Annotated in this window: 17 protein-coding genes and 1 tRNA gene; 12 read left to right on the top strand and 6 right to left on the bottom strand. The window is 63.5% G+C overall.

The features are described 5' to 3' along the window. The first annotated feature begins 10 nt into the window (after positions 1 to 10). The gene (locus ASF32_RS11795; RefSeq protein WP_082490406.1) at positions 11 to 1,117 is read left to right on the top strand and encodes a DNA cytosine methyltransferase; all 1,107 of its coding nucleotides are present in this window, start codon (positions 11 to 13) and stop codon (positions 1,115 to 1,117) included. Here ASF32_RS11795 and ASF32_RS25295 read toward each other — a convergent pair. From ASF32_RS25295 to ASF32_RS11780, 4 genes are all read right to left on the bottom strand, one after another. After that, positions 1,080 to 2,348 (bottom strand): hypothetical protein, encoded by a 1,269-nt coding sequence (locus tag ASF32_RS25295; RefSeq protein ID WP_156467772.1) that lies wholly within the window; start codon positions 2,346 to 2,348, stop codon positions 1,080 to 1,082. The genes ASF32_RS11795 and ASF32_RS25295 overlap by 38 nt on opposite strands. After that, positions 2,345 to 4,402: an ATP-binding protein gene (locus tag ASF32_RS11790; RefSeq protein WP_200919102.1), complete on the bottom strand. Its 2,058-nt coding sequence runs from the start codon at positions 4,400 to 4,402 to the stop codon at positions 2,345 to 2,347. The genes ASF32_RS25295 and ASF32_RS11790 overlap by 4 nt, the downstream gene beginning before the upstream one ends. 283 nt (positions 4,403 to 4,685) lie before the next feature. Next, positions 4,686 to 4,762: transfer RNA gene (locus tag ASF32_RS11785), tRNA-Arg, on the bottom strand. 194 nt (positions 4,763 to 4,956) lie between these two features. After that, positions 4,957 to 5,343 carry a transposase gene (locus ASF32_RS11780; RefSeq protein WP_056428224.1) on the bottom strand — a complete coding sequence of 129 codons (387 nt, stop codon included), beginning with the start codon at positions 5,341 to 5,343 and terminating at the stop codon, positions 4,957 to 4,959. Positions 5,344 to 5,606: 263 nt separating this feature from the next. Here ASF32_RS11780 and ASF32_RS11775 point away from each other — a divergent pair, with 263 nt between their 5' ends. The 6 genes from ASF32_RS11775 to ASF32_RS11750 are packed head-to-tail and all read left to right on the top strand — an operon-like array spanning position 5,607 to position 12,018. Then, the gene (locus tag ASF32_RS11775) at positions 5,607 to 6,833 is read left to right on the top strand and encodes a transporter substrate-binding protein (RefSeq protein ID WP_056428219.1); all 1,227 of its coding nucleotides are present in this window, start codon (positions 5,607 to 5,609) and stop codon (positions 6,831 to 6,833) included. Next, entirely contained in the window at positions 6,826 to 8,457 is a 1,632-nt protein-coding gene (gene urtB / locus ASF32_RS11770; protein ID WP_056428216.1) for an urea ABC transporter permease subunit UrtB, read from the top strand. The genes ASF32_RS11775 and urtB overlap by 8 nt, the downstream gene beginning before the upstream one ends. Before the next feature lie 59 nt (positions 8,458 to 8,516). Further along, on the top strand, positions 8,517 to 9,602 hold the full coding sequence (gene urtC / locus ASF32_RS11765) for an urea ABC transporter permease subunit UrtC (protein WP_082470401.1): 1,086 nt from the start codon (positions 8,517 to 8,519) through the stop codon (positions 9,600 to 9,602). Beyond that, on the top strand, positions 9,599 to 10,309 hold the full coding sequence (locus ASF32_RS11760) for an ATP-binding cassette domain-containing protein (RefSeq protein WP_056428213.1): 711 nt from the start codon (positions 9,599 to 9,601) through the stop codon (positions 10,307 to 10,309). The genes urtC and ASF32_RS11760 overlap by 4 nt, the downstream gene beginning before the upstream one ends. Continuing rightward, a complete protein-coding gene (gene urtE, locus ASF32_RS11755; protein WP_056428210.1) occupies positions 10,306 to 11,034 on the top strand; it encodes an urea ABC transporter ATP-binding subunit UrtE in 729 nt (242 codons plus the stop codon). The genes ASF32_RS11760 and urtE overlap by 4 nt, the downstream gene beginning before the upstream one ends. A gap of 33 nt (positions 11,035 to 11,067) precedes the next feature. Then, entirely contained in the window at positions 11,068 to 12,018 is a 951-nt protein-coding gene (locus ASF32_RS11750) for an acetamidase/formamidase family protein (RefSeq protein WP_056428208.1), read from the top strand. A gap of 184 nt (positions 12,019 to 12,202) precedes the next feature. On the opposite strand, the gene ybaL is transcribed toward ASF32_RS11750, so the two are convergent. After that, entirely contained in the window at positions 12,203 to 14,023 is a 1,821-nt protein-coding gene (gene ybaL / locus ASF32_RS11745) for a YbaL family putative K(+) efflux transporter (protein WP_056428206.1), read from the bottom strand. Between the two features lie 270 nt (positions 14,024 to 14,293). Here ybaL and ASF32_RS11740 point away from each other — a divergent pair, with 270 nt between their 5' ends. Further along, positions 14,294 to 15,466, top strand: coding sequence for a YihY/virulence factor BrkB family protein (locus ASF32_RS11740; RefSeq protein ID WP_056428203.1), 1,173 nt, complete (start codon positions 14,294 to 14,296; stop codon positions 15,464 to 15,466). Between the two features lie 7 nt (positions 15,467 to 15,473). On the opposite strand, the gene ASF32_RS11735 is transcribed toward ASF32_RS11740, so the two are convergent. After that, complete coding sequence (locus tag ASF32_RS11735; RefSeq protein WP_056428200.1) at positions 15,474 to 16,664, bottom strand: PQQ-dependent sugar dehydrogenase; 1,191 nt, start codon at positions 16,662 to 16,664, stop codon at positions 15,474 to 15,476. A 122-nt stretch (positions 16,665 to 16,786) separates the two neighbouring features. Here ASF32_RS11735 and ASF32_RS11730 point away from each other — a divergent pair, with 122 nt between their 5' ends. The 4 genes from ASF32_RS11730 (at position 16,787) to ASF32_RS11715 (ending at position 21,520) form a co-directional block, all read left to right on the top strand. Continuing rightward, positions 16,787 to 17,083, top strand: a complete 297-nt coding sequence (locus ASF32_RS11730) for a nucleotidyltransferase domain-containing protein (protein WP_056428199.1) — start codon at positions 16,787 to 16,789, stop codon at positions 17,081 to 17,083. Beyond that, complete coding sequence (locus ASF32_RS11725; RefSeq protein ID WP_244478102.1) at positions 17,073 to 17,423, top strand: HepT-like ribonuclease domain-containing protein; 351 nt, start codon at positions 17,073 to 17,075, stop codon at positions 17,421 to 17,423. The genes ASF32_RS11730 and ASF32_RS11725 overlap by 11 nt, the downstream gene beginning before the upstream one ends. 42 nt (positions 17,424 to 17,465) lie before the next feature. After that, entirely contained in the window at positions 17,466 to 20,522 is a 3,057-nt protein-coding gene (gene polA, locus ASF32_RS11720) for a DNA polymerase I (protein WP_056428191.1), read from the top strand. Positions 20,523 to 20,797: 275 nt separating this feature from the next. Next, positions 20,798 to 21,520 carry a DUF4142 domain-containing protein gene (locus ASF32_RS11715; RefSeq protein ID WP_056428189.1) on the top strand — a complete coding sequence of 241 codons (723 nt, stop codon included), beginning with the start codon at positions 20,798 to 20,800 and terminating at the stop codon, positions 21,518 to 21,520. Positions 21,521 to 21,716 lie beyond the last annotated feature (196 nt).

Genomic DNA, 21,716 nt, shown 5'->3' with positions numbered 1-21,716 from the left:
GGTGTCATCCGTGCTGCTGAGTTTGTTTTGCGGCGCTGGGGGCCTGGACCTTGGGTTCGAGAAAGCGGGCTATAAAGTTGGATTGGCGTTCGATAAGAAGGCCGACAGCGTTGCCTCTTACAACCACAATCGTAAGCCTGCCAACGCAGTCGCGTTGGTGGCGGACGTCAAAGAGCTTACGCTCGACCATTTAGACCAGCTATATGGAAAGCGGTTTGAACCTACAGGCTTGATTGGCGGGCCGCCGTGCCAGAGCTTTAGCCAAGCAAATCGCACAGTTCTAGAGAGTGATATAAGGCACACTCTGCCGCTGGTTTATTGCGATATCCTAGAGCGTCTTAATAATAGGAAGCCAGTTCAGTTCTTTGTAATGGAGAATGTAACAGGTTTATGCAGACGCGAGCATGCGGACCGGCTTTCCGCAATTATTCGTCGGATGGATAGCATCGGCTTTAATGTTGAGAAGCACATCCTAAATGCATCATTGTATCAAACACCTCAGAAGCGAGAGCGTCTTTTCCTGGTGGGAATAAATCGACATTTATTTAATGATCAGCGCTGGCTTCCACCTATTCCTACAACGTTGGACCAAGAAAGTGTAACTGTTCGTTACGCTATCGGTGGGCTACCTGAACCTGCCTATTTTGAACGGGGAGCAGATCCGGCCAAATTTCCAGCTCATCCTAACCATTGGTGCATGCAACCCAAATCTTCGAAGTTTCTAGCGCCCGGCGCACTTATTCCGGGGAATGGAAGCAAAAGAAGCTTCAAAACACTTGCTTGGGAGACGCCAAGCATCACTGTAGCTTATGGTAATAGAGAAGTTCACATACACCCCAATTGCCACAGGCGCCTTAGCGTCTATGAAGCAATGCTGCTACAAAGCTTTCCTAAAAACTATGAGCTTGTAGGGTCGCTGTCGTCTCAGTTCGCCCAGGTCAGCGAAGCAGTGCCCCCATTACTGGCACAAGCCGTGGCCGAATCTATCTCGAGACAGCTAAAACACCGGCCACAGAAGCAAGATAAACATCCTTTTCGTCCTCTTCCGTTCCTCCGGAAAGTTGTCGAGCCCCATATTTCTAAGACAACTCGACAACAACTTCGTCGACAGTCATAGGTCTTTGAGGGTGGGCCGCCAGCCAATCTCTCCAAGCTTGTTCATCGTAGTTGGCGGAACGTAACAAACTCTCTGTGTTCCTCAGAGCTTCGCTTCGTAGATCTGGCTCTGCTTCCATCGCGCGATCTAGATCTTGCAAGCGCTGAGCACGCTCGGCGAGCTTGACTGCGCGCTGTGGCTCTAAAGATGGCACAACGGTTACGCCACCGGCGTTGGCGGGGAAAGCCCGCTGCGCCTCCGGGCTAATACGAAAAGCCAGTGCCAGCATGTCAGGCTGATCGCCATGAACTCTATATGCGTAGGCGCTCGCGAGCTCGACAAGAGCGGGCAGATTCGGCTGTGCATGAAAAAATTGAAGCAGAAATTTGCCAAGTCCAATTGTGTATAGCTTCAAAAATGAGCTGTCAGTACTCGCCCAAGCTCCGGCAAGTGCGGCTAGCAAGCGCGTTGGGTCGGCACCGATGGCTTCCGCTAGCGCACCCCCGAACTGTTCGGCACTGGCCCGAAGATTCTCACTGATCGCCCGCTGAAACTCAAGCCCTGGTTGTCCGAGCAAATCCGGGTGAACTCGGGTCGTAATAAAAAGCAACCACGGCCTCTTCGCAACCATTTGATGCTTCAAAATGGCGTTCAGAGCATCAAAGGTACAAACATCTCTACCTGTCGGCTTGTAAGCAAGATGATCACAGGCATCAATATTGACGACGTCAAATATGTCGCGCAGTCGAAGTTGCTCGGCGGCCTGTGAGTTGTTGATTGCAATATCCTCAAGTCTATCTGGTAATATTACTGCATCCCCAGTGATGCGATTAGCCTGACGAAGAGCTGACTCAGCGCTAATCCATGCCCCCTGATCCTCGTTCAGTTCAGTGAGATCCCCCTGAGCAGCAACATAGCCCGAGTTAAACCCAAAGTATTCAATTCTCACATTTATGGCCGAGCACTTTTCTGCAAGCACGCGGACATCTAGAAGATCTGCTCCGGGAAGTGTGAAGTAGCGGAGGGTATCGCCCTGTGTCGCACGAGCTTTAATAAGCCGAACAGTAAGATCTGCCCATTGCCGATCGCGGACGACTTGCTTTACGGGATGGTGCCATGGAAGAAACCCACGCCTCTTGCTTGCGAGCCCCGAAGGCGCATCTATGTCCGCTCCAACTAATTGCCCGAAGATCGCACGAAGATCCTCTTCGTTTTCTGGCTCGCTCGTCCCATGATCTTGTGCGCTCATCATTGGGCAGGCATTTCAAAGAAGATCCGCAAAATTGCGTCAATCATGATCTGCTGCTCTTCATAGGATCGGTCGTCGAGTACTCCGAAGGCAGAAAGCACTTGGACAAGCGCTTTCGCACGGCTGTCTCGATCTGTTCGCACGGCAGATTGATGTACGGCCAAGCTGGGCATCTCGTGGCGCGAGTATGCTATATAACCCTGCTGGCGAGCCTCCTGGGCGCGGAAAACATCCGGGGAAATTGTTACCTCGGGGGGCGGCTCAGAACCACGGTGGCTCCGCCACACTGTTTCTGCATAGGTAGCCACCGCGCTTCTTAGATCGGCGGCTTCTTCGTCCCTACGATTTTCTCGCGCTCGACCGCTGAGGTCTTTGTGTTTGTTCGTTAATTGTCTAATGGCGCGATGGAGCCACAGCGTAACGAGTTGAACGTGGGGGTGTGAAAAATTGAAAGACTCACGATCTATATTTAGCGCAGCATCTAGTCCGCGCTGAATAAACAACTCGGAGGTTATCTGGCGAAGTCGCGTCTGCTCAGAAATTTGATATTTAAAAAACGTAGGATCAAACAATGCGCCGCTAGATCCACGAATTCTGATCAATACACCGTTGTTTTCCTTAGGAACTACTCGTCCGTTCCAAAACAAATATCCTTCGAGTTCCAAGCCTCCGCCAGTTACATTTCTATCTACCCGGTGAAGGTTTGGGGCGTAACGACCCACGAATAGCATAGTCTTTTCAAGTCCGCGGCGCTCTGTTCGTATAAACTTGAAGCGTATCGGGCGCTTCAGTTCAACACCGTCAAGGGTTACCTTGAACCCTCCAGCAGGATCAGCTGCACCGTCCAATAGATCAGGATTGCCTTTAACCTGCTCCTTGACAGCAAGTCGAACAGTTTTCCCGGGGGGCAGGTCTAATTCTTGCGCTTGTCCTCGGGTTTCATTCGATATCCAGAATAAGCGTACAGACGCGTCTGAAGTCAGCTCGAATGGATGCTTGTCGACATAGCCAACCGGAACCGAAAGAGCTAGTGTCCATATCGTTTCTAAATAGGTATCAAGGGTATTTGCCAAATCCGGCCGTTCAAATTTTGTAAACTCCCTTTCAACGGCATCCATAAGCTTGCCCATACGCGAGCCCGCAGGATCGGATGCCCCCCATGGTAGATTGGGGGGGCGGCTCAAAATATCGGCGCCATCCTCGCGGACGCCGAGATCAGCAATCCAACCAGAGTGATAGACCGGCGCTTCAGTTCGAATGGTCGCTGCAAATTCGAAGTCGCCTCTCGCAACAGCAGCTGCTTTTTCGTCTACGGATCTCCACCGGTCCGCGCTACGTAACAAGTCGCGGACTCGCGGCTTAACGTCATCCAAGACAACGTCAGTCCCATGTGCACTTGTATCGTTCGTGTGCTCACGGGTTATCAGAACATCTCCGCTGATAAAGCTGTCGTCGGCCTCAGACTCGTCGTCATCGGAGTCGTCCTCAGAGTAGGCTCGGAGACTTATTTCAGCGATTAGTCTGTAACTTTCGCCTTTCACCTTCGTTACTATGCGAAACTTGCGAGCAAGCTGGCTCACGGAAAACAGCCCGATGCCTATCTTGCCGATTAGCAGCCTGCCTTTTGGCGTCCGGTCAGCGTCATCTTTCGCTGTTACGCCAAGCTCCTGTCCTTCCTCGCGTCTTTTCGCACTTCCGCCGATGGAATGCAGTAAGCGCGAGAGCGTTTGATGGGACATGCCCGCCCCATCGTCGCGCACATATATTCGCGAAAAACGAGGGGCGTCGGTTAAGATTGAAACCTGATTCGCATCAGCATCCCAAGCGTTGGAGATGAGCTCTCTAAGTGCGGATGCTGGCTGCCGATAGATGCCGTCCGTAACGCGCGCAATGACACGCTCGCTCGCCTTAAGCCGGGTGCGGGCGACCAATCCCTCATTGCTCGCCTCGGCAAGCCACTGCGACAACGCGGCGTTATCAGCTAAGAGTGGCAGAGTGCCGTCCGCTACGCCCTGTGACGTCGCTGCGGCCGACGTATTCGGTGATTCATCAACCAAGAGTCTGCCCCACGTTCAGCGCAAACTAGGTGCATGAGCACGCTCGAGGCAAGCCTCTTGATCCTTGCATGCACGACTTCTGGCTCCCTGCTCTCGCGTCTAGAACCGGCGGGAAGGAGACCTCACTACCAGCACTGACACCCAGCATGCTCGGGGCCCATCTGCCTGGAATCGAGCTGAGATCTAAACGATAGGGATGGGCTGATTCGCCCCACTTGCTTCCGCAGCGCTTCCGCAGCCCGTTCTTCAACAAACGACAAAACAGCTAAGTCATTGAAAAAATTGGCGCACCCGACACGATTCGAACGTGTGACCTTTGCCTTCGGAGGGCAACGCTCTATCCAGCTGAGCTACGGGTGCTGACCGTGGATGACACCTAACCCAAGCCGTGGCCCCGCGCAACGGTGTCGGCGGTCAAAGCGGCGTTTCGCCATGCGAGACTCGGATAGCCATCCGGAGCAGCATTGGGCGCACACGTTCATGCATCTCACCGGCCCCCGATGCGCCGGCATGGTCCGATCCTCGACGAACCTCTCCCGTAACGGAGCCGGGCTTCAGTTGGCGCCGCGCACGAAGGCGTAGCGACCGACCGTGGCGGCTTCTCCGCGATAGCGCACGCCTTCGCCATGGGCTGGGGGTGTCTCAGCGCGGTCGAGGGCTTTGGTCGTGATATCCACCCGGTGATCGGGATAGCGTGGGGTCAGGGCGAGCAAGGAATGCCTCAGGCGAGCCAGTTCGGCCCGCAATGCGGCGTTCTCGCGTTCGATCTGCCCGAGATGGGCGACGCCTGCCGGCGGTAGACCGCCGAGGCGGCGACGCCAGCGGTAGAACGTGCCGACGGAGATATGAGCCGTCTCGCAGATGGCCGAAATGGGAGTCCCATTCTCGGCTTCCCTAAGGAGAAAGGCGACCTCCTGATCGGTGTGTCGGCATCGACGCATGTGTAGACCTTCGCGATCGAAGATGGGGTTTGGCTTCGAGCAAGATGCACCAGCAAGAAGCGCACCGTGGAATGGGAGGACAGGCCGGCGAATAGCTGACGGCGCAAATGCGAATTTTGACGTTTTGCATCGGATCCAGCCCATGTTGCAGGCGGTCCGATGACCTTTTGCGCATCCCAGGGGGGGCATGCAGCCTATTTGACCTTCCGTTCAGTCCTGAGGAATTGGAAACTTCGGGTCGTATCGGGGGAGGTTCGAAGCCCATGGTCGATGTCACGAGGCGTCATTTCATCGGGACCGCGGCGGCGCTCGCCGCCCCCGCAATCATCCGTCCGGCCTGGGCCGCCGACACGGTCAAGCTCGGATGCCTGTTCTCCTCCTCGGGCACGATGGCCAATATCGAAGGCCGCCTGAACCATGTGGTGCGCATGGCGGCCGATGGAATCAACGCCAAGGGCGGCGTCAACGGACGCCGGATCGAGGTGGTGACCTCGGACCCGGCTTCGGATTGGCCGCTCTACGCCCAGATCGGCCGGCAGATGCTGCAGCAGGAGAAGGTCGCCGCCCTGTTCGGCTGCTGGACCTCGGTCTCGCGCAAGTCTGTCCTACCGGTGGTGGAGCAGAATGACGGGCTGTTGTTCTATCCTCTTCACTTCGAAGGCGACGAGAATTCGAAGAACGTCGTCTATGTGAATTCACCGCCGGCGAGCTCGGTGCTGCCTGCGGTGGATTACCTAATGGGTGCCGAGGGCGTCGGGGCCAAACGCTTCTTCATGATCGGCTCCGATTACGTCTGGCCGCGCACGATCAACAAGCAACTCAAGGCCTATTGGGCATCGAAGGGCGTGGCGGCGACGGCCTGGCGCGAGGAATACGTGCCCCTGGGTTTCTCCAACTTCCAGACCCTGGTGAACCAGATTCGCAGCTTCGCCGCCGAGCCCGGCGGGCAACCGATCGTCGTGCTCACGGTGGTGGGCTCGTCGATTCCGGATTTCCTGCGCGAATTCGCCAACCAGGGCATCCGGGCCACCGATGTGCCGATCCTCGGCCTCGATATGGTGGAGGCCGATCTCGAAGGACTGGATACGGCGCCTCTCGTCGGCCACCTCAATTGCTGGGCCTATCTCCAGGCGGCGAAGGCGGAGGCCAATACCCGGTTCCTTGCGGATTGGGCTGCTTACGTGAAGGCCAAATCCGTGCCCTTCAGCGCCGACACCGTCATCGATCCGATGGTCTCGGCCTATGACAGCGTTCAGCTCTGGGCCCTGGCGGCGGCGAAGGCCGGGAGCTTCGACGTGCCCGAAGTGCGCAAGGCCTTCGCCGGCCTGAGCTTCGCCGATCCCTCCGGCTACACACTGACGATGACGGGAGAGAACAACTACGTCGCCCGCGGCGTCTTCATCGGCTCGGTCAACGAGAAGCAGGGCTTCGACATCCTCTGGCAATCGCCCGACGCCTCCAAACCCGTGCCGTTCAGCCCGTATGGTTGAGAGCCTGAAATCCTGGCTCTGCGGCGCGATCCTGCTCGTCGCCGGTCTGATGCAGCCGGCCTTCGGAGCGTCGCCTAGCTTCGAGCGCGCGGGCTTCGCCGTCGGTCTGTGCGGTGACGGGGCCGCGCAGAGCCGGGTGCTCGATGCGCTGATCCGGTCGAGCGGTGAGGTAACGGCCGAGGATCTCGCTTTCGCCGGCATCCTGCTGGGCGGCTTGCTTGAGAGACGCCTCGTCTGCCTCGGCGATACGGCTGTTCTGCTCGAGAAGGCCGGGGCACCGGACGGGCGCGAGGTTGTGAGCGGCGGCGTTCGTTCCACGAATGGCGGACGTTCGCCGGTGCTCGGCCTCCGGCAGCGCGGCCTCGTGGAGACCGCCCTCGGCATCTCGGCCCTCATCGCGGGCGAGACGGTGGAGCTTCGACGGAAGGGGTTGGCAGCCGTCGAGCGGCGCATGGCGGGCGTCCCCGATGCCGTGCTGGTGCGGGCGCAGGACAACGAGAGCGATGCCGGATTAAAGACGGCAATCGGCGTGGCGGCACAGGGAGCGGCTTTGTCCTCGCCCGATCCGGCGCGTCGCCTGGCGGCGATCCGGGCGGTGGCCGAGGCTCTCTCGGGTGCTGCCTTCTCGCGGCTCTCCGCCCTGAAGAGTGATCCGGCCTATCGCGCCGACCCCGCCTTCCGTGCGGCTTTGGAGGCCGCGATCGCCAAGGTCGAACGCGCTGTGTGGATCGGCAACGGCCTCGCGCTCCTCTACAACGGCTTGAGCTTCGCCAGCATCCTGTTCATGGCCGCCGCGGGGCTGGCGATCATTTTCGGACTGATGGGCGTGATCAACCTCGCACAGGGCGAGTTCATCATGGTCGGCGCCTATGCGGCCTATGCCGTGCAGGAGGCGTTCCGCCGCTTCGCTCCGGGCTTCCTCGACCTCTATCTCCTCGCGGCGATCCCCGTCGCCTTCTTCGCCGCCGCCATGGTGGGGATCGTCATCGAAGCGCTGATCCTGCGCCACCTCTATCGTCGACCGTTGATGAGCCTGCTCGCCACCTGGGCCGTGAGCCTGTTCCTCATCAATTTCGTGCGCGTGGTCTTCGGATCGCAGAACCTGCAATTCGCCATGCCGTCCTACGTGAGCGGCGGCGTGCCCCTCTATGCCGATTTCATCGTGACCTGGAACCGGCTCTTCGCCATCGCCTTCGCGGCGATCACCCTGGTGCTGACGCTCCTGATCCTGAAGCGCTCGCCGCTCGGCCTCGACATCCGTGCGGTGACGCAGAATCGCGACATGGCGGCCTGTCTCGGCATCCGCACCCGCCGGGTCGACCGCCTCGCCTTCGGCTTCGGCTCGGGACTGGCGGGGCTCGCCGGTGTGGCCCTGTGCCCGATCTACAGCGTCAATCCGGGCATGGGCGCGACCTTCATCGTCGACAGTTTCATGGTGGTGGTGCTCGGTGGCGTCGGTACCGTCATCGGCACCCTCGTGGCGGCCCTCGGCATCGGCGGGGCCAACGTCCTGATCGAGCCGTTCTACGGCGCGGTCGCTGCCAAGGTCATCGTGCTCGTGGGCATCATCCTCTTCCTCCAGCGCCGGCCCGAAGGGCTGTTCGCCGTCAGGCGGCGGCGATGAGCGAGGCCGTGGAACCCTCGCTGATGACACCATCTCAGCCCATGACACGATCTCGGCCCATGCCGGCGTCCCGTTGGCGTCTTCCGGCTTTGGGGGGAGATCCCTTGCTGGCGGCGGTGATCGGTCTCGTCCTCGCCGGCGCGCTCGCAATCCTCCTGCTGCAACCCGCCCCCTACCTCGTCAACATGGTCGGCCAACTCGCGGCCTTCGCGATCCTCGCCGTCTCCCTCGATCTGGTCTGGGGCTATCTCGGCATTCTCAGCCTGGGACATGGCCTGTTCTTCGCCATCGGCGGCTATGTCTGCGCGATGCACCTGCTCTCCCACGCCTATGCCGTCACCGGCGTGGCGCCGGACCTGATGCAGTTCATGGGTTGGAAGACCCTGCCGATCTATTGGTCCGGTCTCGCGAGCGCGCCGTATGCCTTGGTCGTGGCCCTGGTCCTGTCGGCCGCCATCGCTTTCCTGTTCGGCTATGCCTCGTTCCGCTCGCGGGTGAACGGCGTCTACTTCTCGATCATCAGTCAGGCCCTGGTCTATGTCGCCATGCTGCTGATGTTCCGCAACGATACCGGTCTCGGCGGGAATAACGGCATGACCGGATTCCCGCTCCTGTTCGGCTATCCCATCGGCGCGCCCGGCATGGTCACGGGTCTGGCCGTGGCGACGCTGCTGGCCCTGGCCCTGATCCTCGTGGTCACGCGTGCCCTTGTGGTCGGCCGTATCGGCCGGCGCATGCTGGCCTGCCGCGACGACGAGGCCCGCCTGCGCACCCTCGGCTACAGCACGACGCGCCTGAAGCTCTGGATCTGGTGCCTCTCCGCGACGATCGCCGCCATCGCCGGGATCCTCTACGTGCCTCAGGTCGGCATCATCAACCCGCGCGTGCTGAGCCCTGATCTCTCCATCGAGATCGCAGTCTGGGTCGCCATCGGCGGGATGGGAAGGCTCGGCGGCGCGGTGATCGGCGCCGTGGCGGTCAACGCCCTCAAGTTCTGGCTGAGCGCCGCGATGCCGGAGGTGTGGCCCTTCATCCTGTCGGGGCTCGTCCTCGTCGTGGTGCTGGGGCTGCCGAACGGCCTCCTCGACCTCGCGGCCCTGCGCCTGAAGCCGACCTGGCTGCGGCGCGGCGGGAGGCTCGGATGAGCGCCCTGACCATCGACAATCTGAGCGTCGTGTTCGGGCGGTTCCGCGCCCTGGACGAGCTGTCACTGGCCATCGATCCTGGTGAGGTCCGGGCGGTGATCGGTCCGAACGGCGCTGGCAAGACCACCCTTCTCGACGCCATCACGGGCATCGCCAAACCGACCTCGGGCCGCATCATGCTCGGCGACGACCTCGACCTGACCCGCCGCTCGGAAGCCGAGATCGCCCGTGCGGGCGTGCGTCGCAAGTTCCAGAAGCCCAGCGTCTTTCCTGCCCTGACCGTGCGCGAAAACCTCGAGATCGGCTGTGGCCTCGACTGCCCGATCTCCGAGCGATCCGACCGCATCGCGGTATCCCTCGCCGAGACCGGGTTGGAAACGCGTGCGGACACCCTCGCCGGTTCCCTGGCGCACGGGGAGAAGCAATGGTTGGAGATCGGCATGGTCCTGGCTTCGCAGCCGAAGCTGGTCCTCCTCGACGAGCCGGTAGCAGGATTGTCCGATGCCGAGACTGCACGCACCGCCGATCTCATCCGATCCCTGCGCCGGCCCGACCGAGCCATCCTGGTGATCGAGCACGACATGGCTTTCGTGGAGGCGATCGCCGACCGGGTGACCGTGCTTCACGAGGGCCGCACCCTGTTCGAGGGCGGGATGGAGGGTGCGCGCGCCGATTCACGGGTCATCGAGGTGTTCCTCGGCCGATGAGCGACGTGTCCCCCTCCCTGTCGCCGGTTCCGCTCGGCTTGTCCGTCACCGGCCTCGACCAGCATTACGGCAGCGCGCAAGTCCTGCGGAACGTCGACCTGTCCATCGAGCCGGGTTCCTGCATGGCGGTGCTGGGCCGCAACGGCGCCGGCAAGACAACGCTGTTGCGCTGTCTTGCCGGCCTGATTCCGGTGAGCCGTGGCTGCATCATCCTCGGCGAGACCGACATCACCGACATGTCTCCCGACCGGCGAGCGCGGGCGGGCCTCGCCATCGTGCCGCAAGGGCGCGAGATCTTCGCCGACCTCACCGTGGCCGAGAACCTGCGTGTCGCCGCCCGGGCACATGGGCTGGACCGCACCGACGCCGTGGATGAAGCGGTCGCCTTGTTCCCGGCCCTGCGCGACCTGTGGAACCGGCCCGGCGGCAATCTTTCGGGCGGTCAGCAGCAGCAACTCGCCATCGCCCGCGCGCTGAGCACACGCCCCCGCCTCATCCTCCTCGACGAGCCCACGGAAGGCATTCAACCCTCCATCGTCTCGGCGATCGAGGCCGTGATCGAAGAGCTCAAAGGCCGGATCACCGTGCTTCTCGTGGAGCAATATCTCGAATTCGCGGTTCGCCTCGCCGATTCCTTCGTCGTGCTCTCGCGCGGCAACGTGGTCGAACGGGGCACGCGCGACACCTTGGACCACGCCACCCTGTCCCGGCACATCGCGGTCTGACCAGCCGCCATCAGACCTTCGGAAGGATCCCTCATGTCGACGCATCACGAGATTCCCGCGACCCCCGACACGATGGTGCTCGGCTATTTCGACGCCGCTCTGCCGCCGGTCCTGGAGGTCGAGTCCGGCGACACCGTCACGCTCCATTCGTTTCCGGCCGGCGGCAAGGAATCGCTCCATCCCGATCCGGCCCGGGTGCCGGCCGATTACCTCGCCGCCCTCGATACCCTCGCCTCCGGCCCCGGGCCGCATTTCGTCACCGGTCCGGTCCATGTCCGCGGGGCGGAACCCGGCGACGTGCTCCAAGTCGACATCCTCGATCTGAAGTTCCGCATGGATTGGGGCTTCGTGGCGATCCTTCCGCTGCTCGGCACCCTGCCGGACGAGTTCACCGACTACGAGACGATCCATCCCGACATCGACGTCGCCCGCGGCGTCGCGATCCTGCCCTGGGGCGCCGAGTTGCCCCTCGATCCGTTCTTCGGAATCATGGGCACGGCGCCTCCCGCAGCCTGGGGAAGGGTCGGTTCTCCGGTTCCCCGCGCCTTCGGCGGGAACATGGACAACAAGGAACTCAAGGTCGGCACGTCGCTGTATCTGCCAGTCTTCAACCCGGGCGCGGGCTTCTATGCCGGCGACGGCCACGGCGTGCAGGGTGACGGCGAGGTCTGCATCACCGCTCTCGAGACCGGCCTATCGGGGACCTTTCGGCTGACCGTGCGCAAGGATCTCGGCTATGCGTGGCCGTTTGCCGAGACCCCGACCGATCTCATGACGATCGGCCTGCATGAAAGCCTCGACGAGGCCATGCGCCAGGCGGTACGCGAGATGGTCCGCCATGTCTGCGCACGCAGCGGCCTGACCCGCAATCAGGCCTACATGCTGTGCTCGCTCGCCGGGAACCTCCGGATCACGCAAACGGTCGACGGCAACAAGGGGGTGCACATGCTACTGCCCAAGAGCGCCCTGGCAGGACCTGCCTGAGCCGGGACGCCCCCGGAGCTCATCGGACCGATCGGCCGGTCACTCGATACGAAATGCTCCGGACATGGGGTGGGTCGCGTCGCACTACCCGGGCGCTCGGACGGACTCAGGACGATGCCTGCCCGCAGGATGTGTTTGAAAAGACGGAACCCATCCCGTCCTTCGCAGGACCGCAGACCAAGCCCTACCCTTCGACCACATCCGCCTTGTGCGGGCGGAGTTCCGGAGCGCCCTGGTCGATCTCGGCCTCGACCGGGGCCGTGCGGCTCTCCACGCGGGTGCTGTCGACGAAGATGCGGGCTTCGCCTTCCTTCAGCCCGAGGCTGCGCAGGGCGTAGAGCGTCATGCCGAAGGCCAGTTCGCGCTCGGCCATGAGGACGAGGCCGACGCCCTGTTCCTCGAAATAGTGCCGCTCGCCATCGTTATGGGTGCGCACCAGCGTGTCGATGCCGGGATTGGCCTCGCGGGCGAGTTCGACGAGGCGGCGCGCCGTATGCGGCTCGGGCGATGCGATCACGATGAGCTTCGCCTGGCCGATATCGGCGGCTTCGAGGATACCCGGCGCCGTGGCGTCCCCGAACACCGCTTCGACACCGTCCTTGCGCAGGTCGAGGACGCGGCGGCGGTCGCGGTCGATCACCAGATAGGGAAGGTCCCAGGTGGCGAAGGCCTTGGCGATGGTGCTTCCGACACGGCCATAGCCGATGACGATGGCATGCCCGCGATGAGGCTTCGCCTCCTCGGTCACCGCCATCGCCGCAGCGCCGCGACGCTCGAACCGGGCCGCGAGTTCCGGCCGCTCGGCGAAGAAGCGCGTCGCCCGCTCCGCCAGGACGAAGAAGAGCGGGTTGAGCGTGATCGACAGGATCGCGCCGCCGAGGATGAGGTCGCGTCCTTCCGTAGGCAGGAGCTTCAGCGACAATCCGAGGCTGACGAGGATGAAGGAGAACTCGCCGATCTGCGCGAGACTGGCCGCGATGGTGAGCGCGGTGCCGATGGGATGCTTGAAGGCCAGCACGATGGCCACGGCGGCGAGCGATTTGCCGAGGAGGATGATGCCGAGGACGGCCAGCACCGAAAGCGGCTCGCGCAGGAGGATGCCCGGATCGAACAACATGCCCACGGAGACGAAGAACAGCACCGCGAACGCGTCCTGCAGGGGCAGGGAATCGGCCGCCGCCTGATGGCTGAGGTCGGATTCGGCCAGCACCATGCCGGCGAAGAAGGCGCCGAGCGCGAAGGAGACCCCGAAGAGCTCCGCCGATCCGAAGGCGATGCCCAGCGCCAAAGCGAGGACCGCGAGGGTGAAGAGTTCGCGCGAGCCGGTGCGGGCCGCCTGATCGAGGAGCCAGGGCACGACGCGGCGTCCGCCCACCAGCATCACCAGGGCGAATACCGCGACCTTGGCCAGCGTCAGGGCCAGGGTGAGCCAGATGTTGCCGTCGGCGACATGGTGGGCCGCGCCGTCGCCGGTTCCCCCGAGGGATGGTGCGAGGGCGGGGAGCAGGACCAGGGCGAGGACCATCGCCAGATCCTCGACGATGAGCCACCCCACCGCGATGCGGCCCTTGTCGCTGTCGAGGAGCCGACGCTCCTCCAGGGCACGCAGCAGCACCACGGTGCTCGCCACCGAGAGGGCCAGGCCGAAGACGAGGCCCGCGCCGATGCCCCAGCCCCAGAGATGCGCCAGCAGCCCACCCATGGCGGTAGCGGCCACGATCTGCACGATCGCGCCCGGCAGGGCGATGGTGCGCACCGCCATCAGGTCTTTGATCGAGAAATGCAGGCCGACCCCGAACATCAGCAGGATCACGCCGATTTCGGCGAGCTGGCTCGCGAGTTGGCTGTTGCCGACGAAGCCGGGTGTGTACGGCCCAACCAGAACCCCGGCCAGGAGATAGCCGACGAGGGGAGGAAGCCGCAGGCGTTGGGCCAGCATCCCACAGGCGAAGGCCAGGACGAGACCGAGGGCGATGATGGCAATCAGCTCTGTCGCGTGCGGCACGGGGCTGTCGTGTCCTCGTTTGGAAGATTTCGCGAAAACGGTGAGGGCAACGGCTGCCGAGGGCAAGCGCCGAATGGCGCTAGATAACCGCAGACGGGTTGACAGTCCGTGCCTGAGAGCACGCACCATGCCGGACAGCGCGTCTGCGGCTCTCCCTCACCGACTTCGTCCGCTGAAAGACGGTCGGGGACCGTGCATGAAACTCTCTGGGCGGCGGAAGGTTGTCGCAGGGAATTGAATTCACTTTCCGCTCTACAGGACGAACCGCCGATGGCCGAACCACATCATGACCCTGCGGGAGCGGGGGGGGCTGGGCAATCCGGCTCCACCCTGTGGACGCTGGGGCTCGTGACCGCGCTCGTCGGTCTCGTCGTCCTGCCGCGGAAGGGCACGCGGCCATCCCCGTCCGGGTCATCGTCGGACAGGTCTCCCTCCGCCCCGCGCACGAGCGAGCCCTCCCCCTCCCATGAGGGAAGGGACGCCAAGCACGTCGCCAGGACGGAGACCGAACGCGGGCGGCAGGCGTCGACACCGTCCGAAATCCCCGCCAAGGGTTGGAAGGATATCGGTCTTCGGGTTTTCCACGATATCGGCGAGAACAACCTCGTCTCGGTGGCCGCTGGCGTGACCTTCTACGTTCTGCTGGCGATCTTCCCGGCCATTGCCGCCCTGGTCGCCTGCTACGGTCTGGTGGCGGAGGTATCGACGATCAACGATCACCTGCAGAACCTCCAGGGCGTGATCCCGTCCGGTGCTCTCGACATCATCGGCGAACAGGTGAAGCGCATCGCTGAGAAGGGTGACACCACCCTGGGTCTCACTTTCTTCACCGGTCTCGCCCTGTCGATCTGGAGCGCCAATGGCGGGATGAAAGCGGTCTTCCAGGCCCTCAACATCGTCTACGAGGAGCGCGAGACCCGGAACTTCTTCTGGCTCAACCTGCGCTCGCTCACCTTCACGGCGGGGGCGCTGCTCTTCATCGTGCTGGCCCTGGTGGGCATCGTCGTGGTGCCGGCGGTGATCAACATCGTCGGTCTCAGCGCGGAGGCCTGGTACATCTCGCTCCTGCGCTGGCCGGTGCTGCTGCTCGCGGTGCTGGCCGGCCTCGCTGTGCTCTATCGCTATGGTCCGAGCCGCGACGCGCCGCGCTGGCGCTGGGTGACCTGGGGCAGCGCCATCGCGGGCGTGCTCTGGCTCGCGGGGTCGCTGGGCTTTTCCTGGTACGTCTCGAATTTCGGCAAATACAACGAGACTTACGGCTCCCTCGGCGCGGTCGTGGGCTTCATGACCTGGATCTGGATCTCGACGACCATCGTCCTCGTCGGCGCCGAGATCAATGCGGAGATGGAGCACCAGACCGAGGCCGACACCACTATCGGACACGAGGAGCCCTTGGGAGCTCGCGACGCCCGCATGGCGGATACGGTGGGCGCCGCGAGTTGAGTTCCGCTCAGCCCTTGTAGCTGATCCGGTAGATGATGCCGTGCTGGTCGTCGCCGAGGAAAAGGCTTCCATCCTTGGCGACCGCCAGACCGAAGGGCCGGGCGAAACGCGACCAGCCGCTCGGGCCGCCTTCGGTGAGGAAGCCCGACACGAACGGGGTGATCGTCGTCGGCAGGCCCTTTTCGAAATGCACGCGCAGGACTTCGTAGCCACTCGGCGGCTTGCGATTCCATGATCCGTGCATGGTGACGAAGGCATCGCCTTTGTACTCGGCCGGGAATTGCGCGCCGTCGTAGAAGGCGAATTGCATCGAAGAGGCGTGCGCCGTCCAAGTGAGAAGCGGCCGCTCGCTGTCCTTGTCCCACTGCTCCAGCGAGCTTTTCGGGACCTCACGGTAGAGGTTCTTGATCCCGGCACCGAAGATGTAGGGCCAGCCATACTTCTTGCCCGGCTCGATCCGGTTCAGCTCCTCCGGCGTTGCGTCGTTTCCGAGCCAGTCGACGCCGTCGTCCCAGCCATAGAGGGCCTTCGTCCCAGGCTCCCAGGCGAAACCGATGGTGTTGCGCAGGCCCGAAGCGACGATCTCCCGGCCCGACCCATCCGGTTTCATCCGAACCATGGTGGCGTTCTCGGGGTTGCGCTCCTCGCATTCGTTGCAGGTGGAACCGAGGCTGGCATAGAGCCAGCCGTCCGGCCCGAAGCCGATGGTGCGGTTTGGATGCTGGCCGGCATCGGGAAGGTCGGCGACGAGCCTCGTCTCGGGGCCGAGACTGCCATCGGCCTTCATCGGCGCGGAGAAGATCTCTTTCACCGTCACGTAGAACAGAGTGCCGTCATGGATGGCGAGCCCGTGCACATCCGGCTTCTTCAGGACGACTTGGCGCTTGGCCGCGTCGGTCGCATCAATGCGGGTGACCGTGCCGGCGTCGCGGTCGCTGACATACAGCGCCCCGTCCGGCGCCACGACGATGACGCGGGGCGCGCCGAGATCGCGGGCGAAGGCCTCGATCTTGAACCCTGCGGGGAGTTTCAGAGCGGCGATCCGCTCCGGTGTCGCCTCCAGCGGCGCGGCCTTCACCACATGGGCCTCGATCGTCGCCGTGCCGGGGTTCTGCAGCGCCTGGGCAAAGGCCGGGAGCGGGGCGGCGGAGAGGGCGAGGGTCAGGGCGAGGCAGGTCGAGCGGCGGACCGGGATCATGCGGTAGGATTCCGAAACTGTGGAGGACGAGGCTGAAACGCGGTCTTGGAATCCGCCGTTCCGGCACGCGACACTTCCACCCGGCCCTTCAGCGCGCCCGCGATTTGAAGTAGTGTCGCCGAATGGATCGCGGCATCGCCATCGGAATTCTTCGAGAGAACGAGGCGGAGCTACGCCTACGCGGCGTCCGTCATGCTGCGCTGTTCGGGTCGACGGCGCGGGGAGAGGCAATCGGTTCAAGCGACGTCGACGTCATGGTCGTTCTCGACCGAGAGACCATTCGTGACGTCGACGATTATGTTGGCCTGGTGTACTTCATCGAGGCGCTTTTTCCGGTCGCAGTGGACGTCGCCAGCCGTGATGCTCTGAAACCGCATATCCGTCTGCGGGCCGAACGAGATGCCGTTCATGCGTTCTGAACGCGTCCGCGATGCGATCATCGACATCATCGACAATATCGACGCCGCTCAGCACTTCACGGCTGGAATGACGTTCGATACGTTCATCGCTGACCAACGTACGGTCTACGCTGTCATCCGCTGTCTCGAGATCATCTCCGAGGCCAGTCGCCGCCTCGATCCGGAAACGAAGCTGCGCAACCCGTACATTCCCTGGCAATCGATCGCCAATGTCGGCAACGTCTATCGACATCCCTATCACAAGGTAGAGCTGGATCTGGTCTGGGCTGCCGTCCAAGAGCGGCTCGGCGAAGTACGTCATGCCTGCATCGCCGAACGCGACGCTTTTTCTGCCTCCTGAGCGCGCTCGCTCTCGTCTCCTGAACTTGGCCTTTTTCTCACGATGAACGCTGTCTCTCCATCCGCCCCCGTCGGCCCCGGCGATCAGATCATCCTGGTGGACGGGTCGTCCTTCATTTTCCGGGCCTACTTCCAGTCGATCAACCAGGACCAGAAGTACAACACCCGGCCCTCGGACGGGCTGCCCACGGGGGCGGTCCGGCTGTTCTGCACCAAGATTGCCCAGTTCGTTCAGGACGGGGCAGCGGGGATCAAGCCGACGCATCTGGCCATCGTGTTCGATAAGTCCGAGGGCTCGTTCCGCAAGGAGCTCTTCCCCGACTACAAGGGCCACCGCCCCGACGCGCCGGACGACCTCAAGCGCCAGATGCCGCTGATGCGCGAGGCCGTGCGCGCCTTCGGCCTCAAACCCATCGAGCTGGAGCGCTACGAGGCCGACGACCTCATCGCCACCTATTCGCGCCAGGCCGAGGCGCGCGGGGCCGGCGTCATCATCGTGTCCTCCGACAAGGACTTGATGCAGCTGGTGGGGCCGCTGGTGCGGTTCTACGATTTCGAATCCGGCGTGAAGGGCAAGCCCGGGCATCGGCCCGAGCGCAACCTCGACCTCGACGCCATCATCGCCAAATGGGAAGGCCTGCAGCCGAACCAGATCGGTGACGCCCTGGCGCTCATCGGCGACACGTCCGACAACGTGCCCGGCGTGCCCGGCATCGGCCTCAAGACGGCCGCCGCCCTGATCAAGGAATACGGCAGCCTCGACGCGCTGCTGGAGCGGGCGGGCGAGATCAAGCAGCCCAAGCGCCGCGAGACCCTTCTCGCCAGCATCGACCAGGCGAAGCTCTCTCGGAGGCTGGTGGCGCTGGAAGAGAACGTGCCGCTCCCCATCGCCCTCGACGACCTGCGCCTGCCAGCGCCCGACCCCGAGAAGCTCGTCGGCTTCCTCAAGGCGATGGAGTTCAACACCCTGACCCGCCGCATCGCCTCGATGCTGCATGTGGACCCCGAGAAGGTGAAGCCCGATCCGGCCCTGCTGCCGGGGTCGGACGGCGCCGACGCGCCCCCGTTCGAGGCCGCGGCACAAGGCGGCGAGGTCGATCCCTTTGCCGACCTGAACCTGCCGGAAGGCGAAGCGAAGCCGCGCGGCCCCTCAGAACCGACGCCCTCCGGCCTCGTTGCCCTGCGCGCGGCCGAGGCGACGAACCCCATCGACACGACAGGTTACGAGACGATCACCAGCCTCGACCAATTGGCGGCCTGGATCGCCGAGGCACGCGAGGCCGGAGTGGTGGCGGTGGATACCGAGACCGACTCCCTCGACGCCAACAACGCCAACCTCGTCGGCGTCTCCCTGGCGGTGGCGCCGGGGCGGGCGGCCTACATCCCCCTCGCCCATCTGGAACCGGTGGCTGCATCCGAGGCGAGCGACCTGTTCGGCGATGCCAAGGCGGCCACGGGGCAGTTCAGCCCGGTCGGCGGACAGATCCCGATCAATGCCGCCCTGACGGCGCTGAAGCCGCTCCTCGAAGATCCGGGCGTCCTGAAGGTCGGCCAGAACATCAAGTACGACTGGCTGGTGTTCCGGCGCCAAAGCGTCGCCATCGAGATCGCGCCGTTCGATGACACGATGCTGATCTCCTACGTGCTCGATGCCGGCAAGGGCGGGCACGGTATGGATGAACTCGCCCGTCGCCATCTCGGCCATCAGCCGATCACCTTCTCGGACGTGGCCGGCACCGGCAAGGCGAAGGTCACCTTCGACAGGGTGCCTCTGGACAAGGCCACCGCCTACGCCGCCGAGGATGCGGACGTGACCCTGCGCCTGTGGCGGATGATGAAGCCGCGCCTCGTCGCCGAGCGCCGGGTGACGGTCTACGAGACCCTGGAACGCCCCCTCATCCCGGTCATCGCCCGGATGGAAGCGGCGGGCATCCGCGTCGACCGCAACATGCTGAGCCGGCTCTCGGGTGATTTCTCGCAGATCCTCGTGCGATTGGAGGAAGAGATCCAGGAGGATGCCGGCGAGCGCTTCCAGGTCTCGTCGCCGAAGCAGATCGGCGACATCCTGTTCGGCAAGATGGGCCTGCCCGGCGCCAAGAAGACGCCGTCCGGCCAGTGGGCGACGCCCGCCACCCTGCTGGAGGAACTGGCTCAGGCCGGGCACGAACTGCCCAAAAAGATCTTGGAATGGCGCCAGCTCGCCAAGCTGAAATCCACCTATACGGATTCGCTGCAGCAGCATGCCGACCGGGAGACCGACCGGGTCCACACCTCGTTCTCGCTGGCAGCCACCACCACCGGCCGGCTCTCCTCCTCGGAGCCGAACCTGCAGAACATCCCGATCCGCACCGAGGAGGGCCGGCGCATCCGCCGTGCCTTCGTGGCGCCGGAGGGCAGGAAGCTCATCTCGGCCGATTACAGCCAGATCGAGCTGCGCATCCTCGCCCACATCGCCGATATCCCGCAGCTGCGCCAAGCTTTCGAAGACGGCGTCGACATTCACGCGGCCACCGCCAGCGCCATGTTCGGCGTGCCGTTGAAGGACATGACCTCGGACCTGCGCCGGCGCGCTAAGACGATCAATTTCGGCATCATCTACGGCATCTCGGCCTTCGGGCTCGCCGACCGCCTCGGCATCGGCCGCGAGGAGGCCTCGGCCTTCATCAAGCAGTATTTCGAGCGCTTCCCCGGGATCCGCGCCTATATCGACGACACCAAGAAGCTCTGCCGCGACCTCGGCTACGTCACCACCCTGTTCGGCCGCGTCTGCCACTATCCGCAGATCCGCTCGAACAACCCGAACGAGCGGGCGAGCGTGGAGCGCCAGGCGATCAACGCTCCGATCCAGGGCTCGGCCGCCGACATCATCCGCCGGGCCATGGTCCGGATGGAGCAGGCGCTGCGGGCGGAAAAACTCAACGTGACCATGCTGCTGCAGGTGCACGACGAACTGGTATTCGAAGCACCCGAGGACGAGGTGGAGAAGGCGCTGCCGGTGATCCGCCGGGTGATGGTCGAGGCGCCCGCACCCGCGCTGACCCTGCGCGTGCCGCTGGTAGTGGAGGCGCAGGCGGCGGGGAACTGGGAGGAGGCGCATTGAACGTTGTGCTGCTCTCTCACCTTATTCCAAGGCGGAGCCCTCCAGTTCGTGCGGTGGATTCTGGGACTCTCCTTCTAGGCCGCTTCGCGGTGCCTCAGGACGAGGTGATCGGGTAGGAGGGCGAACGATAGCCATGTCACAAATAGGTGAAGCATGCCGCACCGCACCACAGCCATGCCCTTCAAGCAGGAACCGTCACGTTAACGAAACGTTCATGCCGGACGAAACGGTCTTTCAACCAAACGCCGTAAGGGCGTGTGAGGACAACCTCCGCCATGATCAACACCAAGCTTCTCGCCGCCCTCGGCTTCACCGTCGCGGCGATCACGACCCCGGCGCTCGCGCAGGAGCCCCTCGGTATCCGTGTCGCGCCCCAGTTCGACGCCAACGCCCCTGAGGCCCGCGACACTTCCTCGTTCCGCGCCGCCGCCCTGCGCTCGGATGCCGTCAGCATCGAGTCGAGCCGCATCGCCCTCGAGCGCTCGCGCAACCCGAACGTCCGCAACTACGCCAAGAACGTGCTGGTCGAGCGTGAGGCCACCACCAAGGCACTGCTGCCCGAGGGCACTTCGCTGACCGCCGGCGGCACCGTCGTCTCCGACAGCCAGCCCTTCGAGACCCGCTTCGACAACCCGGTCGGCGTCGTCCTCGCCCCGGTGACGATCTCGGCCACCATCGCGTCACGGATCGTCGGCGGCGTGCTCGGCGGCGTCGGCCTCGTCGACAACACCCCCGGTGAGCCCGGCCGTCGCGTCGCCATCGGCCCGGACGGTCAGGCCCGGATCGACCGCCTGAAGAATGCCCGCACCGGCCGTGAATTCGACCGTACCTTCGTGCAGCAGCAGGCCCGTTCGGATGCCCGCACCCTCGGCCTCTACGAGTCCTACTCGCGCAACGGCGACAACGCACAGGGACGCGAATTCGCCAACCAGGCGCTGCCCTACATCGCCAACCAGCACGGCCACTCGGCCGTCCTCGCCAACCGTATCGGCGGCTGAATGATTCACTCCTGAAACAGGAAAGGGCCGCCCGGTGGGGCGGCCCTTTTCGTTTGCGCCCAATCCACCCTCTCCCCTCTGCGGGAGAGGGTGCCTGCGGAGCAGGCGGGAGAGGGGGCGACCTCTCCGGAGATGGCGCTCCCCTCTCCCGACCCGCTTCGCGGCCCACCCTCCCCCGCAGAGGGGGGAGGGAAAG

Source organism: Methylobacterium sp. Leaf91, assembly GCF_001422815.1.
GTDB lineage: Bacteria > Pseudomonadota > Alphaproteobacteria > Rhizobiales > Beijerinckiaceae > Methylobacterium.
The sequence above is the reverse complement of the archived record's forward strand: the minus strand, read 5'-3'. Positions and strand labels throughout refer to the sequence as shown.

What these genes read in the sequence shown, in the direction of transcription:
- ASF32_RS11775 (WP_056428219.1), top strand. Translation starts at nt 5,607, where the DNA reads ATGGTCGATGTCACGAGGCGTCATTTCATCGGGACCGCGGCGGCGCTC.
- ASF32_RS11735 (WP_056428200.1), bottom strand. Translation starts at nt 16,664, where the DNA reads ATGATCCCGGTCCGCCGCTCGACCTGCCTCGCCCTGACCCTCGCCCTC.
- ASF32_RS25295 (WP_156467772.1), bottom strand. Translation starts at nt 2,348, where the DNA reads ATGATGAGCGCACAAGATCATGGGACGAGCGAGCCAGAAAACGAAGAG.
- ASF32_RS11760 (WP_056428213.1), top strand. Translation starts at nt 9,599, where the DNA reads ATGAGCGCCCTGACCATCGACAATCTGAGCGTCGTGTTCGGGCGGTTC.
- urtC (WP_082470401.1), top strand. Translation starts at nt 8,517, where the DNA reads ATGCCGGCGTCCCGTTGGCGTCTTCCGGCTTTGGGGGGAGATCCCTTG.
- polA (WP_056428191.1), top strand. Translation starts at nt 17,466, where the DNA reads ATGAACGCTGTCTCTCCATCCGCCCCCGTCGGCCCCGGCGATCAGATC.
- urtE (WP_056428210.1), top strand. Translation starts at nt 10,306, where the DNA reads ATGAGCGACGTGTCCCCCTCCCTGTCGCCGGTTCCGCTCGGCTTGTCC.
- ASF32_RS11715 (WP_056428189.1), top strand. Translation starts at nt 20,798, where the DNA reads ATGATCAACACCAAGCTTCTCGCCGCCCTCGGCTTCACCGTCGCGGCG.
- ASF32_RS11740 (WP_056428203.1), top strand. Translation starts at nt 14,294, where the DNA reads ATGGCCGAACCACATCATGACCCTGCGGGAGCGGGGGGGGCTGGGCAA.
- ASF32_RS11750 (WP_056428208.1), top strand. Translation starts at nt 11,068, where the DNA reads ATGTCGACGCATCACGAGATTCCCGCGACCCCCGACACGATGGTGCTC.
- ASF32_RS11725 (WP_244478102.1), top strand. Translation starts at nt 17,073, where the DNA reads ATGCGTTCTGAACGCGTCCGCGATGCGATCATCGACATCATCGACAAT.
- urtB (WP_056428216.1), top strand. Translation starts at nt 6,826, where the DNA reads ATGGTTGAGAGCCTGAAATCCTGGCTCTGCGGCGCGATCCTGCTCGTC.
- ASF32_RS11730 (WP_056428199.1), top strand. Translation starts at nt 16,787, where the DNA reads ATGGATCGCGGCATCGCCATCGGAATTCTTCGAGAGAACGAGGCGGAG.
- ASF32_RS11780 (WP_056428224.1), bottom strand. Translation starts at nt 5,343, where the DNA reads ATGCGTCGATGCCGACACACCGATCAGGAGGTCGCCTTTCTCCTTAGG.